Below are 17,363 nucleotides of genomic sequence, written 5' to 3' on the forward strand. Positions count from 1 at the left end.
CAGCCGAGCCGGTATCAGCGTGCGGGCACGGGAACGGTCAGGACGTGGTCTTGACGACGCGACGGTCGTACGGACGGCCGCTTCGTCCGCACCGTCCGGCACTGACGGCGAGGTGGACGACGAGAGCCCTGTGCCTGTACGGCCTCTGGTGGCCGCGTCGTCGACGGACGACCATGTCCTGGAAGATCACCCACGAGGGTGGGCCTGAAGCCGACGGCGTTCTTCAGCGGCGGCGACGGTTGGGGGAAGCACTGGGTGCTCGACGTCGGGCTGATCGAGTCACTGCGGTTCAGTCCGCCAGCGGTAATACCGACCTGGACGTGGCGATCGCGCTCACCTGCCTCCTGCACCACGACTTCGTCTCCCACGGGAGCAACGGCCGCTCACCGGCCGACCGGGACATCCTCCGGATCCGGTCAGAGCTGTGACGAGGGGCCCTCCATGGTGGGCACGCGCACTCAAACGCCCAGAACTGTCAACCACCTGGATCAGGTGCCCCGTGAGGGGTTACCCGACAAGCTGGTTCAGGACGTGGCGGGCACGCGCGACACCGTTCTCGGCCGTCAGCGCACGGCCCAGCCGACGGGCCGCCTCGGTGTGACCGCCGTCCCCTGTGACGACTCGCAGGCGGTCGGCTAGAGCGGAGACGGTGAGGTGTCGGGACGGCAAGGGCTTCGGCCCCGCTCCGAGGCTGTGTACCCGGTCGGCCCAGTAGGGTTGGTCGCCGAAGAACGGGCAGACCAGGGACGGCACTCCTGCACGCAGCGCCGAGGCCGTGGTGCCCGCACCGCCGTGGTGGACCACCGCGGCCATGCGGGGGAACAGCCAGCTGTGGGGTGTGTCCCCGACCACGAGCATGTCGTCGTCACTCGTGGCAGGGTCTCCGGCCAGCACTCCACGCAGTCCTGCGCGCCGCAGTGCGGCTCGTACGACGCGGTCGGTGGCCTCGGGGTCGCTGGTTCTCATGCTGCCGAAGCCCACGTACACGGGCGGGGGTCCGTCGTCCAGGAAGTCGAGCAGGCGCCGTGGCGGTTTCCACAGTGGCTGTTCGTGGTGCCAGAAACCGGTCATGTGGACGTTGGGTCCCCAGTCGGGCGGCCGGGGTACGACGGCAGGGCTGAACGCACACAGCACGGGGGCATGGCGGACCCGACGGCGAGGGCCGAGCGGTGAGAGGGCGGGAAGGCCGAGGCCCTCCCTGCGCCATGTGTTGATGAACTGACGGCACATCAGCCACGATCCCAGGTTGACCGCCTCGAAGCTGAGGCGGTTTCCGAAGGATCCGAGGAACCGCGCGGCCGGCGCGAACGGGTGGGGGAACACTCCCGTGGGCTGGCTGGGCTGGAAATGGATGATCGCGTGCGGGACGCGCAGATACTGACTCAGATGGACGCCGAGGAAGCCGAATGTGGGCGCCAGGACGAGATCGGCTCCCTCGGCACCCGCCCGGGTCTCCGCGAGCAAGCGGGAGAACAGCGGCCGCACGATCCGGTGGATGCCGCGGATGAAGGCCACCGGGTTGCGTCGGCCGGCCAGCAGTTCCTGTCCTTCGGGCGAGTCGATGATCTCGCTGGGGTCGGCCGGGAGAGAGTGGAACTGCAGTCCCGCCGCGGTGATCAGTCGCTGGTAGCGGGTACTGGCGAGCAGGCGGACGGTGTCGCCCTGGCCGGACAGTGCGCTGCCCAGCGCCAGGCACGGCTGGACGTCCCCACGTGACCCTGCGGCAAAGATCACTACTGTTCGGCCCATGCCTGCCTCGATCCATGTCGTACGCCTACCGTTGCTGACGGGATGACCGCGAGGCGGGCAGCGCGTCCCGCTCACGGATGAAGGCCGGGTTCGCTACGTGAGTTCCTCCATCACCGTGGGCCAGATGCTGTGCAGTTCACGCTCCCAGTAGGGCCAGGAGTGCGTTCCGGGTTCGTAGAGGTTCGTCGAGACATCGACGCCCGCCGAGCGGAGCGATTCAGCGAATTTCTGCAACGATGCCGGGAGTGTTTTCTCGGCTGCCGCGCCCACCAGGAGCGCAGAGAGCGGACGGCCCTCGTCCAGTGGCCCGGGTGTTCCGTTTCCCGAGGAGAGATGGACCTTCGTTCCGCGGAAGGCGTCTGGCCTGGCGGCCGGGTTGTGGGCCTGCCAGATGTCGACGTTTTCCTTCGGGTCGCCCCAGACGTCATCCAGGTCGACGCCGTCCGCGGTGGAGCCGAGATCGAGGAGAAGACGCACCGAGGGTTCGTTGAGGTCGACGTATGAGCTCATGGAGGCCACGTACCGGAACATCCCCGGGTGACGCGCCGCGTAGTTGAGCGCGCCGAAGCCCCCCATCGACAGGCCGATGGCGGCACGGGAGGAGTTGGCGCGGAATCTCCTCTCCATGAGCTGGACCAGTTCGACGGTGTGGAACGTCTCCCATCGGGGCCTGCCGGCGTACCAGTCGGAGTAGTAGCCGTATCGCCCCCCGTCGGGCATCACGACAAGTGCCTCGGAGTTCTCCGCCAGTGCCTCGACGTCCGTCTCGCGCGTCCAGGAGGTGTAGTCGTCCGCCCCGCCGTGCAGCATGTAGAGCACGGGGAACGTGCGTCCCCTCTCGATCTTCCAGCTCTTCGGGAGGATGACGCGGACCTTTACGAAGCTGCGCATGGCCCGTGACTGGACGGTCATGTCCAGCGTGCGTGCGTCGAGGTGGGTGACGGCTGTGATCCGGGCGCCGGTGCCCGCCGACCGGGATGCCTGGTCCGCGCCGGTGCTGGCGGCAGCAGTTGCGGTGCCGTACATCGGTGTGAGGAGCAAGAGACAAGCCAGGAGTGAGCGGCCTGTGAGGCGTGCCCGGCCGGTGGACTTTGTGCGGGCAGATGGCATGGGCTGTGAGACTCCTTGGGGCGGGTGGGACCCGGAACGGCGCGAGACTGACGGGAGCGGCGGTGGACGGGCCGGAACCGCGCAGGTGCTGAGTGGGCGCGTGCTGTGGGTCTTGGCTTCCGGCGTCGTTACGCGGCGATGAGCGGCGCGTGCAACGTGTCGGCGCCGCGACTCCTGAGGTGCACGACGGCCCTGTCCTGCCGCGGATGCCGGTAACCAGCCTTCAGCGCCGGCTTGTCACGCCGGCTTGCTTCTCCATCCGGGGACGGAACATCGGGGACAAGATCGATATCCACGTGCAGACCATGCCCAGAGCGGCCATCGAATTCCAGCCAACACGCCGCTTTTGTGTATATATGATCATCAGGTCGCCCGTCATTCCCGCGCGGGTCAGCTCGTCCGCACCCGTGGCGGTATTCCGGTGGGCGGGCTGAACTCCCGCCAGAAGGACTGCTTCCCTGCGTTCGGACAGCACGGTGCTCCGGCTGAACGCTCCCAGCCTGATCGCTGCCCGTGCCGTCCGGTCTGCTTCTACGACGCAGACCAACTCGGTTGATCGGCCGCCGGGCGGGGCGGCCGATCGCCCGGGACTGGTCGGCGCCGCGTGTCAGGTGCCCTGCCGGTCAAGGGCTTTGGTGAGGTGCCGCGCGATGACCTCGACATGAGGCGGGTCGATGAGCGACAAGTGGTCGCCCGGGACGGGTACGACCTCGAGTGACGGGCACAACGGCGCCCATCCGAGGTCTGCCTCGCTGCGCACATAGCGGGGGTCGAGCGCCGTGGTCAGCCGCTGTGCCTCCTGGGCGCGGTAGAGCACGACGTGGCCCGGATAGGGCTGAGGCCGATACCGCTCTCCCACGCGCGCGTCGACGTAGGACGTCCGCTGGTGCTCCATGATTCCGGGGCTCATGTCGAGGCCCGCTTCGGCGACGCGCCGCATGACCACGTCGATCTGCTGCTCGTCAGGCGTGGCAGCCAGTTCCTCGTAGGGCAGGTCAAGACGGTGTCCGTACGTTTTCTCGACGTACTCGGCGAAGCGGCCGAACCGTTTGATGAGCATCTCCTTGGAATCCAGCCCCGGGAGAGCTGCCTGCAGGATGGTGTCGACGAGTCCGAGGAAGCCCACGGCCTCGTCCGTCTCGCGGAGCCGGCGGGCGACCTCGTAGGCCAGACAGCCACCGAAGGACCAGCCCAGCAGGTGGTACGGCCCCTGCGGCTGAAGCTCCCGGATGAGACCGAGGTAGTGGTCCGCCTTCTCCTCCATCGTCCGGAGGGAGTCCACACGGTCGAATCCGTACACGGGCTGTGTGGTCGGAAGCAGCTGGACGAGGGGCCGGTAGACCGATGTCGGGCCGCCTGCGGGGTGAAAGGTGAACAGGGCGGGGCGGTGGGCGCCGGGCTGGACGTCGCGGAGGACGCGAAGGACGGACTCGCCTGTTCCGTTCACCACGGGCCGGATCAGCTCCGCGAGGGTGGCGACGGTGGAGTGGGCGAGAACATGCTCCGCGGTGAGGTGCGGAGCAGTGGCATCCAGGCGCCGACGGATGCCCTCCACCACGTCATGAGCGGTGCGCTGGTCACCACCCGCGGCAATGAAGTCCTGGTTGACGTCTTCCGGCCGCCGCCCGAGGATCTCGTTCCAGACGCCGGCCACCAGGCGTTCGGCGGCATCGCGAGGACCCAGCGTGGTCGGCAGCGCCGGGATCGTCCCCGTGCTGACGCGCTCCTGCCCGGCGGGTTGTCCGGCTGCCGTCGCGTCACTCGGATCAGACCGCACCAGACCCAGTTCCCGCAGTACCGCGTCACCGAGGGCACGAAGACTGGCACCCCGCAGAAGGAAGGGCGCTGGCAGGGCCACGGCGAAGTCCTGCTTGGCGGCGTTCTGGATCCGCACGGTCATGAGGGAGTCGAGGCCGAGGTCGGTCAGAGGAGTGTTCTCGTCCAGGTCCTGGACAGCGCGTCCCATGACGGCGGCCGTACGCTTGACGAGACGTTCGTAGACCTTGGCGGGGGCTGCTTCGCCGAGCGTCTCGATGCCTCCCGGGCCGTCCCAGTCGTCGTCGGGGAGACCACTGGCGCGCAGAACCCCCGCGAAGAACGGGACGGCGTCCAGTCCGGGAAAGGCTTCCAGTACCCGGCGGGCGTCCAGATGCACCACGCCGGTGTGCGCCCTGCCCCGGGTGGCGAGCGCCTGGAGGGCGTCCAGCCCTTCGGCCAAGGTGATGGGTTCAAGAGCCAGGGCGGAGTTCACGGCGGGGTTCTGGGGTGCCGCACCCACCTCGGCCCAGGGGCCCCAGGCGATGGCGGTTGCCGGCAGACCGACGGCCCGGCGGCGATGGGCGTGCGCGTCCAGCCAGGCGTTGGCAGCGGCGTAGGCCGCCTGTCCGGGGGAGCCGAAGAGCGCGGCGGCGGAGCTGTAGGCCAGCCACCAGTCGAGATCGTGCCCCGCGGTGGCCGCCTCCAGCTGGAGGGCTCCCGTCACCTTCGGTCGGAAGACAGCGTCGATGTCGGACGATTGCAGGTCGGTGATCATGTGGTCGTGGATCACGGCCGCAGCGTGTGCGACCCCGCACAGGGCATGTCCTTCGGACAGGGCCGCCTCGACCAGACGCGCGGCCACACCGGGCTGAGCGACGTCTCCCTGCACCACGACGAGGGAGGTGCCGAGCTCGCCGAGTGCGGTGAGGACGGCCTGCGTCGCGGGGCTCGGGGTACGGCGGCCGTTCAGGACGATGCGGCCCGCGCCTTGCTCGGCCAGCCGTCGCGTCGTCGCCAGGCCGAGGCCGGTCAGTCCGCCCGTCACGATGTAGGCGCCGTCAGGACGTGCGAAGGGCACCCTGACGGGTGCGTCGTTCGAGTCCGCGGCAGCCAGTCGGGCGACGAAGCGGGTACCGCCACGCCAGGCGACCTCGTCGGCCTCGCCGTCGGAGAGCAGTTCCAGGGCCAGGTCGTCGACGAGCCCGGGCTGCACGTCGATGTCCACCAGAGTGGCACGCAGAGCGGGATGCTCCAGGGCCAGAACGCGCACGAGACCGCGAAGAGAGGCCAGGTCGGGGTTCCCCGTTTCCCCCGGCACCACTGACTGCGCTCGCTCGGTCACGAGCCACAGCCGGGGAACCGACAGGTGCCGCGGGTCCGAGGCCAGACGGCGGGCGACGTCCGCCGCGGCGTGAAGTCCTGGACACGCTCCGGTCGGCTCGGCGCCGTCGGTCAGGAGCATGACCAGGGCGGCGCGCCCGTCGTGTGTCTCTTCGCGCCAGGTCTCCAGCAGGCTGTCGAAGGAGTCGGCCCGGCGGTCCGCGATCGCCACCTCGACGCCCTGTTCCTGCAGTGCCGACTTGAGGGGAGCGGCATAGGGGTTCCCGCTGCCGTCGGACTGGTCCGTCAGCAGGAGGACGTGGGTCGGAGGGGAGGGGAGGGCGACAGGCGCCTTCTCCCATTCGATCTCATAGGTGGTTTCTTCGAGCGGCTGCGGGACCTCGGCCGGCTCGATGGCCCGGAGCCGCATCCCCTGGGCCACGATGAGCTCGCGTCCCCCGGCGTCCTCCGCATGGATGTCCCACAGGCCACGGTGGAGTGACCGGCCGGAAGCGTCGCCGGTGGTCGGCTCGCCGGTACGCGGCAGGCACTGGACCCGGCATTCGGCAGGGGCGGGAGCGCGCAGCTGTACCTGCAGGGACTGTACGGAGACCGGAACGTCCTCCGTTGCGGACGGTGCGGGGTCCGCCCCGGGTACCTCCCCGTCCGTGCGGTCCCGACCGGCCGGCGCGTGCAGGACGGTGTGGAGGAGCTTGCCGTGCGGTCGTCGGTCCGGTGCGTGTTCCTCGGCAGTGGGGACGGGGAGGCCGACCTCGAAGGGAGCGGCCCCTCCCGGTCCACGACGCGTCAGCGGTTCGGGTCTGGTGAGAACGCGGGCAGAGGCATGGCACAGCCAGGCGCCGGATGCGGATCGTGAGTGGATGCCGACGGTTGCCTGATCGCGTCCCGCCGGCTCCCAGACGGTCGTGACAGGCGTCCTCGCGGAGATCGGCAGCCAGTGATGAACTGCCAGGTTCTCGATGCGTACTGCCTCGATGGCCGTGGCGCTCGTGGCGGTCGCCGCAGCGATCACGAGCTCCGCGCAGGCGGGCAGCGACAGAACCGGTCTGCCGTGCAGCGTGGCAGGCTGCTGGTTCCAGCCGTCGGTACCGAGGTCGCCGTGCCACAGGACACGGTCCGTGCCGGGATCCTCCACCCGCGCGCCCAGCAGGGAGTGGCCGCCTGCGCCGGACGGCCGCCTCGACAGGCTGCCGCTACGGAACCAGTGAGGGACATGACGCCAGGGAGGGCTCGGCACTGTCACCCGCTTGCCTTCCGGCCACAGTTGCCGGGCCAGGCCTTCCGTTCCGGACAGGTGGAGCTCCGCGAGTGCGGTGCGCAGCTGCACGCTTTCATCGCTGTTCCGGTGAACCGTCGGCAGCACGCGACCGCACCCTGGGGACACCGCGTCAAGCGTCTCGCTGATCGGGACGACGGCGATGGGGTGCGGTGAGATCTCCAGGAAGACGTCGTGGCCGTCGGCCGCCGCGGCTGCGACCGCCTGCTGGAAGCGAACAGGACGGCGGACGTTGGCGCACCAGTAGTCCGCGTCCGCGTGGACGTCGGCGCGCGCGTCGTCGAGGACCGTCCCGTACCAGGGGATGGTCGCGCTGCGTGGGCTGATGCCGTCGAGGGCGTCGCGCAGCGCGGGAAGGACTGGATCGACTGCCGGGGAATGGCCGGCGGCGCGGACAGAGAGGAGGCGGGCGAGTCGCCCCTGCCCCTCGAGTTCCTCGACCAGACGCGCAACCGGTTCGCTGGGACCGGTGACGGTGCAACGCTGCGGCGAGGCGTACACCGCGATGCCGACATCCGGATAACGGCCGAGGATGTCCGCGCGGGCTTCCTCCGGCAGCTCCACGGCAGCCATGGCGCCGGCCTGCTCCTGGTCGATGGCCGCGAGCCGGGTGGAGCGGTTGAGGATCACTCGTAGGCCGTCGCGGGTGTCGAGAGCGCCGGCGACCACGGCCGCGGTCACCTCTCCCATCGAGTGTCCGATGACGGCGGCGGGTTCGACTCCGTAGGCGCGCAACGTGTTCGCCAGGGCGAGTTGCAGGCCGAAGAGGAGCGGCTGTGTGCGGTCGACGCTCGTGCCCTGGTCCGTACGGGAGATCAGGTCCCTCAGAGGACTGCCCGTCTCCGCCTCGAAGACCGGGTCCAGTTCCCCTACGGAGGCGGCGAAGACGGGATCGTCGGCCAGCAGCCGGCGGCCCATCCCGTCCCACTGGGAGCCGTAACCGGAGAAGACGAGAACCGGTCTGCGGGGAGTCTTCCGGTCTGTTTCAGAATCCTGTGCTGTCCGTGGTGCCACGACGCACGCCGGGCTCTCGCCCTTGGCGAGCGCTACGAGTGCTGCGGTGAGGTCGTGTCGCCCTCGGCCGACGACGGCGGCGCTTGCCGGTCCCCTGCGTTGGTGTGCGAGCGTGTGGCAGACATCCGCGAGCGGCAGCGCACCGCCCTGCGCGTTCAGCCAATGGGCGAGACCGGTGGCGACATCGCCGAGCCGGTCCTGTGAACGTGCGGTGACCACCAGGATGTGCGGAACACCCTCTGCGGTGCGCTCCCGCCCGTCCGTGTCGCCCCGATGGCTGGGCTCGGGTGCCTCGGCGGGCAACGGAGCCGGCTGGGGCGCCTGCTCGAGGATGGCATGAGCGTTGGTGCCTCCGAACCCGAAGGCCGAAACACCCGCCAGAGCGGGGCGCCCGCGTTCGGCCGGCCAGGGCGTCGGCTCGGCGACGACGCGCAGTCCCAGCTCGGTGAAGTCGATGTGCGGATTGGGGCTTTGGAAGTGGAGGCTGGCAGGCAGCTTTCCGTGGTGGAGCGAGAGCACCGTCTTGATGAGGCCTACGATCCCCGCTGCGCCCTCCAGATGCCCCAGATTGCTCTTGACCGAGCCGATCAGCAGGGGTTGGCCGGCGGGGCGGTCACGGCCCAGGACGGCACCCAGGGCTCCCGCCTCGATGGGGTCACCCAGCAGCGTTCCGGTGCCGTGGGCTTCGACATAGCCGATGTCGGCTGCTTCGGTGCCGGCGTCGCGCAGAGCGCTGCGCAGCAGTGCCTCCTGGGCGGCCGGGTTGGGTGCCATGAGCCCGGCCGAGCGGCCGTCCGAGTTGACCGCTGTCCCGCGGATGACGGCCAGAATCCTGTCGCCGTCGCGCTGGGCGTCGGTGAGTCGTTTGAGGACGACGACGCCGCACCCTTCCCCGCGCACGATGCCGTCGGCCCTCGCGTCGAACGGCTTGCATCTGCCGTCCGGTGCCAACACGCCGATCTGGTCGAAGTTGGCGGTGACGGCCGGCGAGAGCAGCACGTTGACCCCGGCGGCCAGGGCGGTGTCGCATTCACCGTTGCGGAGGCTGCGGCACGCCTGGTGCACGGCGACGAGGGACGAGGAACAGGCGGAGTCGATCGTCATGCTCGGGCCGCGGAGGTCGAGCAGGTAGGACATGCGGTTTGCGGCAATGCTGCCTGCCGCCCCGGTGCTCGTCCACGGCGTGACCTCCGACAGGTCCGCTGTGGTCAGATGTCCGTACTCGAGCGCGCTGAGACCGACGAACACGCCGGTGGCACTGCCGTGGAGGGACGGAAGCGGGATTCCCGCGTGGTCGAGGGCCTCGCACCCCACTTCGAGCAGGAGTCTTTGCTGAGGGTCCATGACGTCGGCTTCCCCGGGCTCGATCCCGAAGAAATCCGCGTCGAAGCCCTCGACGTCATCCAGGAAAGCACCCCAGCGAGTGGTGCGTGCCAGCACTGCCGCGGTCTCGGACGCCCCGTCGTCGAAGTCCTCCCAGCGTTCGTCCGGGACCTGGCCCACGGCGTCCTTCCCTGCGAGCAGCCCCTCCCAGAAGGCGTCAGGCCCATGGATGCCGCCGGGAAGACGGCATCCGATACCGAGCACCGCGATCGCGTGGGATCCGGTGTGGTCCATGCCCTCGGCTTCCGTCGGGGCGCAGGCGGACCGTTCCGGCGGGTTTCCCGGTGCCAGGCTGCGGACCAGTTGCTCGATGCTCGGGTTCTCCCACACCAAGGTGGCGGGGAGTGTCCTGTTGAGCAGCTGTTCCAGTCGTCCGCTGAGACCGACCGCTTGGCGCGAGGTGAGTCCGTACTCGGTCAGGGGACGCTCGCCGTCGAGCTCGTCGCCGGGTACGCCGCACAGGTCTGCGACCAGATGGCGCAGCATGGAGCGAATCTCGGCGGCGGCCGGCGTCGCGGTACCCGGAGCCCCTGTGGGAGGGGGATGCTCAGCGCTCGGTGGCCGGGCTTCCGCCTCCCCTCCACGTGCGGTGGTCATGCCGTACCAGATCCCTTCACTGCCGCGTGCTTCGCAGCCGCCCAGGTGCCGGCGAGGTAGTGCGCACGGCAGGCGCTGCGGGCCACTTTGCCGCTGGTCGTGCGGGGTACGCTGCCGGGTGGGGCGTAGACGAAGTCGTGAACGGCGATACCGTGGGCGGCTGCGACAGCCCCCCGTACGGCCCGGGTCACCTCGTCCAGACGGGTGTGCGGGTCGGTGACAGCGGGGGCGTGCTCGGCGACCACGACAAGCCGTTCGCCCTCGTCGGTGGACACGGCGAACGCGGCCGTGTGGTGGCGCCGGATGGCGGGGTGTGCCTCCTGCACGGTGAGTTCGATGTCGTGCGGATAGTGGTTGGTGCCGTCGACGATCACCAGGTCCTTGATCCGACCGGTGACATAGAGCTGCTTGTCGTGCCACATTCCCAGGTCGCCCGTGCGCAGCCAGCGCTGTGCCGGATCGGCCGGGTCTCCGCCGTCCATGACGGCACCGAAGGTTTCCCCGTCGTGCGGGCGGCCCCAGTACCCGCGTCCGATGTTCGGACCCCGTAGCCAGATCTCCCCGACCGTCCCGTCCTCCTGCCGACGGCCGGTGGCCGGATCGACGACGGCCACTTCCTGATTCGTCGGTCGGCCGCAGGCAACCAGCTCGGTGATGGATCCGCCTTCGGTCGGCTCAGCGACACGCGCGATGCCCTCCGCCAGCAGGTTCCGGTCGAAGGGGGTGACTGTCGGGTCCTCCCCGGCCGGCGATGCTGCGACGAACACGGTCGCTTCCGCGAGGCCGTAGGAGGGGCGCATGGTTGTCCTGCGGACGCCGAACGGCGCGAAGGCCTCATGGAAGCGTTCGAGAGTCCGTGGGTTGACGGGTTCGCTGCCGTTGATCAGGGCGGCGACCGATCCGAGGGACAGGCCGGCCCGTTCCTCGGGTGGCACTCGCTGAACGCAGTAGTCGTAGGCGAAGTTGGGGGCGGCTGTGCAGGCTCCGCCGTGGCGTGTGAGCAAGCGGAGCCATCGGGCCGGTTGCTGGACGAAAGCCAGCGGATCCATGAAGACGGACTGCAGATGGCCCACCACGGGCATGGCGATCATCAACACCAGACCCATGTCGTGATACAGCGGGAGCCAGCCGACGGCGCAGTTGCGCCCGCTGCGGAGGTCGTACGCTTCCAGTGCCTGCCGCGCGTTGACGCAGACGTTGGCATGGGTGATCTCCACCCCGGACGGCATCCTCGTCGATCCGGACGTGTACTGCAGGTAGGCGCAGTCCTCGGGCTGTGGCTCAGGGGCTGTCCGAGCCTCCGTACCCGCGGTTCCAGCGGCTTGCGTCAGGTCCTCGACGCTCACGACGCGCATGCGGGAAGCAAGCCCGTGGCCAGTGCAGAAGTCGGCCACCGCTTCCCGTTGCTCCGGGGCGGAGAGGGCGAGCGCGGGTGCCGCATCGGCCAGCACAGCCGCCAGTTTTTCGCCGTGGCCGGGCAAACCGGGTGGGAAGAGCGGTACGGCGATCGCGCCCGCGCACACGGCACCCAGGAATCCGACCACGTAGTCGAGGCCCTGCGGCGCGACGATGGCTACTCGCTCGCCCACCGCGCCCGCCCGGCGCAGCCCTGCTGCCACTGTCCGTACCTGTGTGTCCAGCTCGCTCCACGTCAGCTCGGCGGACGTCCCGTCCCTGTCGGCGCCGAAGTCTACGAAGGTGAACGCCACTTCATCGGGTGTCTGCTGGGCGGAAAGGGCCAAATGGTGGCTGAGCGTATCGCCCTTGGCTGACGGCATCGGATCACCATGCCTTCATTGAAGTCGGACAGCATGATGGGCTCTCCCGCGGTCCGGCCGATTCACCATCACGGGGGCGGTCTGCAGCACTGGGAAGCATGGGTGCGGGGGGTGCTTCCGTTCATTCCGGCCATGCCTGAGAAGCCCGTATTTCAAGGTCAGCGAAACACGAACCCGTGATCTTGGTCGGACGACACGCCGTTTCCGTTGCGCGGATGCCGCGCGTGGCGTGTCAACTTGAGTCCACCGACTTGCTCCGTACGATGAATTGACTCTCCCTCAATTCGAGCCCGCTCGGGCTGCCTGCCACCCATCGATCCGAGTCGACTTCCAAGGCAAGGTTGATGAGCCGACTGCGCGGACTCAGCGTTCTGGTGGCAATGATCCTGCCGTCCTTCATGACGGCTCTCGACAACACCATCGTCAACGTTGCGTTTCCGCAAATTCAAGAAGAGCTGAGCCTCGGCGAGCCCGGCCTGAAGTGGGTTGCCACGATGTACCCGCTCGCTTTTGCCAGCTTCCTCCTGCTGGGGGGCCGCTGCGCGGATTCCAGAGGGCGGCGCCCCACACTGCTGTCGGGCATCACCCTCTTCACGGTTTCCTCGCTGCTGTGCAGCGTGTCCACCAGCGGTCCGGTACTGATCGTCTGTCGGGGTCTGCAGGGAGTGGGAGCGGCTCTCATCACGCCGGCCTCACTTGCGGTGCTGTCCCACGACCTGCTCCCCCGCGCGCGTCACGCAGGCGTCAGCGCACTGACCGCGGCGCTGGCCGTCGCACTCGCCTGCGGTCCTGTGATCTCTGGCCTCATCACAGAACACCTGGGATGGAACTGGCTGTTCGCGATCAACGTGCCCCTCGGGATCCTTTCCCTTATCGTGACGGTCGCCGCAATCCCTCGCTCCTCCGAACGCAGCGACGCTGCCCCGCGTCAGGTCCCGGGCGCCACTTTTCCACTCCCCACAGTGACGCTGACCTGTCTCTTCTTCGGCGGATTCGCCTACTGCCTCATCGAAGGTCCCCGCTTCGGATTCACGGCCGTGAGAATCGTTGTCCCAGGAATCGTCTCCCTCATCTGTGTGATTGCCGTCGTCCTGACGGTGTCATCGAAGAGGAACACACCGCTTGTTGACCTGTTTCACCGACGGGCGTTCGTGGGAGGAATTGTCACCCAGTTGCTCTGGGGCCTGGGAGTCACTGGTGTCTTCTTCTTCACTTCACAGTTCCTGCAGAATGTGCTGGGCTTCAGCCCCACGTCCGCCGGTCTGACGTTCACGCCCGTGGCGTCGGCCCTGCTCGTGACCGCCGTACTGGTCCCGAGAATGGTCCGGCGGTGGGGCGACGGCCGGGTGTCGGCAGTGGGACTGCTTCTCGTGGCCCTGGGACTGTTGCTCGTGGCCCGGGGCAGCGCGGCCGGCGGCTTCGCCGACCTGTTGCCCGGGCTGGCAGGCATCGGCATCGGCTCCGCCATGGCCGTTCCGGTGACGACGCGGGCTCTGGAGTCCGCTCCCGCTCAGACGTCAGGTATCGCCGCCGGCCTGTTCAGCGCTACACGCGAAGCTTCGGGCGTCCTCGGCATCGCGGTGGTGGGTGTGATCGTCACGTACGGGCAACACTCGGCGGCTTCCGCGGGAGCCGACGCCGACGGGGCGTTTCTGACGGGATACCGAGCGGGGCTCTGTACCGCTGCCGCGCTGGTGGCGATCGGCGCACCGGTGGCCATGTACACGTTGCGAAGTCCGCGCCCACATGGATCGGAAGGGCCGCCGCCGTCCGGGTTCCCGGGCTTCGATGTGGTGCGGCGGGGCTACGCCCGCGATCAGGTCGACCGCTATCTCGAAGCCCTCTCTCAATCCGACTCGGCAGCGAGCCCACCTCTCTTCCAGGTCGTGGGGCGAGGTTACGACTGCCGGCAGGTCGATGTGCGCATCAGGCAGCTCCTGGCGGACAGAGGCGTCAGCTGGTAACCGCCTGGGGCATCGCGCGGGCTGCGGTGCCTCGCCCCGGGCTGCGTCCAGGGCTCCGAGCTCGTCCTGCCGGGGCGGCGAGCGGCCCCATCTCTGTGAAGGCGGGGGCCTGCTCGGCGACCAGTTCGAAGGTGTGCGTTGTCCTGACGGCACCAGGGCGATGCCTACTCCGTAGGTGAGTCAGCCGTGGGGTGGATAAGGAAACGCAGTTTCCATGTCGTCAGCCGTGCGTGCCCCGCGGAATCCGGATGCCCCTTGCCGAGGGCGTGGCCAACGTGGGGCGGAGAAATCCCTCCGGCGAGAAACGCAACCCGCCCGCCCCGACCAGCATCGACGCACATGCCTTTGGCATAATCCGCGCATGTCGAGCCGAGACACGATCCAGTACGCCTCCGACGCAGGCCTTCTCATGATCCCGGGCGATCCGGTGAAGGACTTCGCGCCGGGGTTCGCCGTCTTCGACGACTCTGTCCCCGCCCTGCGCGTGTTCGTCCTGGGCCAGCTGCGGAAAGAAGGCATCAGGCCGGCACCGCACAAGGCGAAGTGCGATGCTGTCATACCGATACGCGTGAGTCTCGTCCCTCGGCCCGACAACGACTACGACACGCGTGCCGTCTCGGTCGCCGCCCCGCCCGGCCACGACGGGTCCGTTCTCGACCGGCACATGGGCTATCTCTACAGCAGCGCGCTGCACGTCACGAGCGAGAGCATCCGCAGGCTCGCCGAGGAGACCGGGACGCCCGTCGGCTGTCACGGATGGATAGAGCTCTACGACCTCGAAACCGACAGCCGTTTCCACGACGACGAGGACGGCGAGCACGAGGCCGACGCGGACTGGGAGCCCAGCCGCCACGAGCTGGTGTCGTGGGCGGAGCAGAAGGCCTTCGGGTATGCGATCGGTTCCGTACGGGTCCTGCTGCCTGAGCGTCAGACCGTGCGCGCTCTCGTGGACGCTTACCTGACCGGTCGTCAGCAGGCAGCCGACCAGCACACGGAGAAGAAGCCGGCCCGGACGGGTGTCGAGCTGGTACTGCGTCGGGCGCTCGCCGAGCGGCTCGCCATCCGGCTGCGGACCGGCCTGAGCCATCGCGCCGCCGGCGGGACGTGGGGCCGGGAGACCGAGCGTGACCGCGAACGGCAGCGGCGGGACGCCGAGGCGCGGCCGCTCCTGCACGCCTGGGAGACGTACCGGAGCTCGGCACACGGTTTCCGCAACCTGCGTGCCGTCACCCGATCCGTCTACCACCACACCCGGATCCTCGTCCTGGACGAGTCCGGCGTAGAGGTCGGGCAGTACCACCAGCCGAACGGTCCCCTCACCCTCGTCGACGAGCGGGTGCGCGCCGAGGCGCTCGACGCGCTGCGCGCGCACGGGGTGGACATGGACGCACCCGAGCACCTGGCGGCCCTCAGCGGCTTCCCGGACGCGGTGGTCGTCGTGAGCGGAGGCACCTGGTCGATCCGGCTCTCGAAGCCGGGGATGTCACGGAACCGGCTCCCCGAAGCAGGCTGGTTCGACCCGGACACGGGCACGCTCACCGTATACGCCGCGCCGCTCGCCGAACCGTTGACAGTACTGCTGCGCCGACACGGAGTGCGGCCGCTGCTCGTGACCTGGGGCGCGCCGCGCGAGGAGGTGGAGCGGCACAACCTCCGCGCCGCGGTCGCGCCGACTGACATCAGCCCGGTCAGCCGCTCGAGCCGGGTGACGACCGCCGCGCAGCAGCTGATCCCGGAGCCCCACCGCCGCTGGCTCGACGCCAAGCCCGACGACGGGGAGGCGCCTGCCGCGAAGGCCGGGAGCCTGCTGCCGCCGCTCATCGACGACGCGGCGGAGAACCCGTACTACCGGCGAGCCCTGGAGCCGCTTTTCGGGGCCGCCGTGGACCTGGCGCAGCGCGGGCCGTGCCGGCTCTGCGGTCGCTCCGCCCAGTCGGCACGCCCGGGGCTCTTCTACTGCCACGGCTGCTGCGCCCTCGCAAGAAACGGGGTGCTCCGGGACACGGGCGAGGACGGCGCGTGGACGGAAGCGATCGTATACGCGCTGCGCAGGCTCGCGGAGATCGAGTTCTCCGGGCCGCCGTCCCTCGCCCAACTGGACCGCCTCTGCGTCCCGTTCGAGGACCCCGGCCTGGTCGATGAGGCGATGCTCTGCCGTTTCCTGGTGCCGCGCCCTGGCTCCGTGCTGCTGAGTGCACGGCCGGCGCGTCCAGCCCGCACCTGGACGGAGTGGCTGGGATACGCGGGGCTCCTCGCGAACGGGGTCCGCACGTCGATGGGTACGGCGACCACGGCCACGGACGGGCACCTGTGCCGTTCCCTGTTCGAGCGGCACGTGGACGACTTCCTCCACCACTGGGGCGTGGCCCACGAGCCAGAGCCCGCCTACCCGCGCCACCCGGAACTCAACACGACCGGCCTGCGAGCGGACTGGCGTCTGGCGGACGGCACGTTCGTCGAAGCCCTGGGCCTCATGACGAAGGAGGCGTACGCGGCGAAGGTCACGCGCAAGCGGGAACTGGCCCGCCACCACGGCCTGCGTCTCGTCACGGTCACGGCCGAGGACCTGGACCGCCTCCCGGAGGTCTTCGCTGACTGGCTCCCGAAGGGCTCGGCCGGCTGAGCCGGGCCGCGCGGCCCACCACCTCGCGCACACCCGGAATCGCCCTGTCGGCCGACGCGTCCACGCGGCAACGCGCCGGGTCCCGCGGCCCTCGGCCGCCCGCGCTCCGCGGGCGGCGGATTGCGCGACCTCCTTTGGTTGCCGTCAGGAAAGCGAGCGCGGGCCCATACGCCCGGGTCATCCGGCGACGTCGACTCCGTAGCATCTGGCCAGGTCGGCCGGGCCGTGGACGTAGCCCTGCCCGACGGCACGCAGCCGCCAGCCGTCGCCTCGGCGGTGGATCTCAGCGAGGACCATGGTGCGCTCGGTGGTGGCGGCGCCGAGGGTGGCCCGGGCAGTCGGGGCCGCTCCGACGCCGCACGTGGCGGTGATCCCGACGACACCGACGTCCCCGGCGTCGTCGACCGCTGCGGCAATGACGACCGGGTGGATCTCCAGGGGCAGACGCTCCAGGTCGGTCGTGACAGCCTGGTCCGTCGGCCCGTCCGTGGCCGGCCGTACGGTGCGGTCCGGGTGCTCGGGTGCGCCGTGGAAGACGAAGTCCTCGTCCCCGGCACCTGTTCATGAGCGCCGAGGGCGAACGCAACGACGTCCACGTCGCAGACAGCATGCTGACCCCACGTTGCGGCCACCGTCCAGGCCGCGTCGGTGTCGGGCACGTCGATGACGGCGCCTAGGACCAGTGCCTCTGCCATGTCCGGCTGGTCCCCAGCCGCGCTCTGTGCCCACGCGGGCGTCCGCGCAGGGGCGGGGGCCAGGAGCCAGTCGGC

General features: G+C 69.6%; 6 protein-coding genes and 1 pseudogene. 2 read left to right on the forward strand and 5 right to left on the reverse strand.

Annotation, left to right across the window (positions count from 1 at the left end; translation table 11 throughout):
- Window positions 1-507 precede the first annotated feature (507 nt).
- The 4 genes from IE263_RS40490 to IE263_RS40505 all read right to left on the reverse strand — a co-directional run bounded on the left by IE263_RS40490 (window position 508) and on the right by IE263_RS40505 (window position 12,006).
- Window positions 508-1,749, reverse strand: coding sequence for a glycosyltransferase (locus tag IE263_RS40490; RefSeq protein ID WP_189943109.1), 1,242 nt, complete (start codon window positions 1,747-1,749; stop codon window positions 508-510).
- 93 nt (window positions 1,750-1,842) lie between these two features.
- A complete protein-coding gene (locus IE263_RS40495; protein ID WP_189943110.1) occupies window positions 1,843-2,775 on the reverse strand; it encodes an alpha/beta hydrolase in 933 nt (310 codons plus the stop codon).
- Between the two features lie 691 nt (window positions 2,776-3,466).
- Window positions 3,467-10,117, reverse strand: a complete 6,651-nt coding sequence (locus IE263_RS40500; RefSeq protein WP_189943111.1) for a type I polyketide synthase — start codon at window positions 10,115-10,117, stop codon at window positions 3,467-3,469.
- Between the two features lie 107 nt (window positions 10,118-10,224).
- Window positions 10,225-12,006, reverse strand: coding sequence for a fatty acyl-AMP ligase (locus IE263_RS40505; RefSeq protein ID WP_189943112.1), 1,782 nt, complete (start codon window positions 12,004-12,006; stop codon window positions 10,225-10,227).
- A 344-nt stretch (window positions 12,007-12,350) separates the two neighbouring features.
- On the opposite strand from IE263_RS40505, the gene IE263_RS40510 reads away from it, so the two are divergent.
- A complete protein-coding gene (locus IE263_RS40510; protein ID WP_189943113.1) occupies window positions 12,351-13,970 on the forward strand; it encodes an MFS transporter in 1,620 nt (539 codons plus the stop codon).
- Between the two features lie 361 nt (window positions 13,971-14,331).
- Complete coding sequence (locus IE263_RS40515) at window positions 14,332-16,593, forward strand: hypothetical protein (RefSeq protein ID WP_189943114.1); 2,262 nt, start codon at window positions 14,332-14,334, stop codon at window positions 16,591-16,593.
- A gap of 177 nt (window positions 16,594-16,770) precedes the next feature.
- Here the strand turns inward: IE263_RS40515 and IE263_RS49080 are convergent.
- Window positions 16,771-17,085: pseudogene (locus IE263_RS49080) on the reverse strand (TerD family protein); the annotation flags it as partial.
- Window positions 17,086-17,363: the final 278 nt, after the last annotated feature.

Origin of the sequence: Streptomyces aurantiogriseus (assembly GCF_014649375.1) — a bacterium.
Lineage (GTDB): Bacteria > Actinomycetota > Actinomycetes > Streptomycetales > Streptomycetaceae > Streptomyces > Streptomyces aurantiogriseus.

Excerpts from the sequence above, each read along its gene's own strand:
- IE263_RS40490 (WP_189943109.1), bottom strand. The coding sequence starts at position 1,749 with ATGGGCCGAACAGTAGTGATCTTTGCCGCAGGGTCACGTGGGGACGTC.
- IE263_RS40495 (WP_189943110.1), bottom strand. The coding sequence starts at position 2,775 with ATGTACGGCACCGCAACTGCTGCCGCCAGCACCGGCGCGGACCAGGCA.
- IE263_RS40500 (WP_189943111.1), bottom strand. The coding sequence starts at position 10,117 with ATGCTGCGCCATCTGGTCGCAGACCTGTGCGGCGTACCCGGCGACGAG.
- IE263_RS40505 (WP_189943112.1), bottom strand. The coding sequence starts at position 12,006 with ATGCCGTCAGCCAAGGGCGATACGCTCAGCCACCATTTGGCCCTTTCC.
- IE263_RS40510 (WP_189943113.1), top strand. The coding sequence starts at position 12,351 with ATGAGCCGACTGCGCGGACTCAGCGTTCTGGTGGCAATGATCCTGCCG.
- IE263_RS40515 (WP_189943114.1), top strand. The coding sequence starts at position 14,332 with ATGTCGAGCCGAGACACGATCCAGTACGCCTCCGACGCAGGCCTTCTC.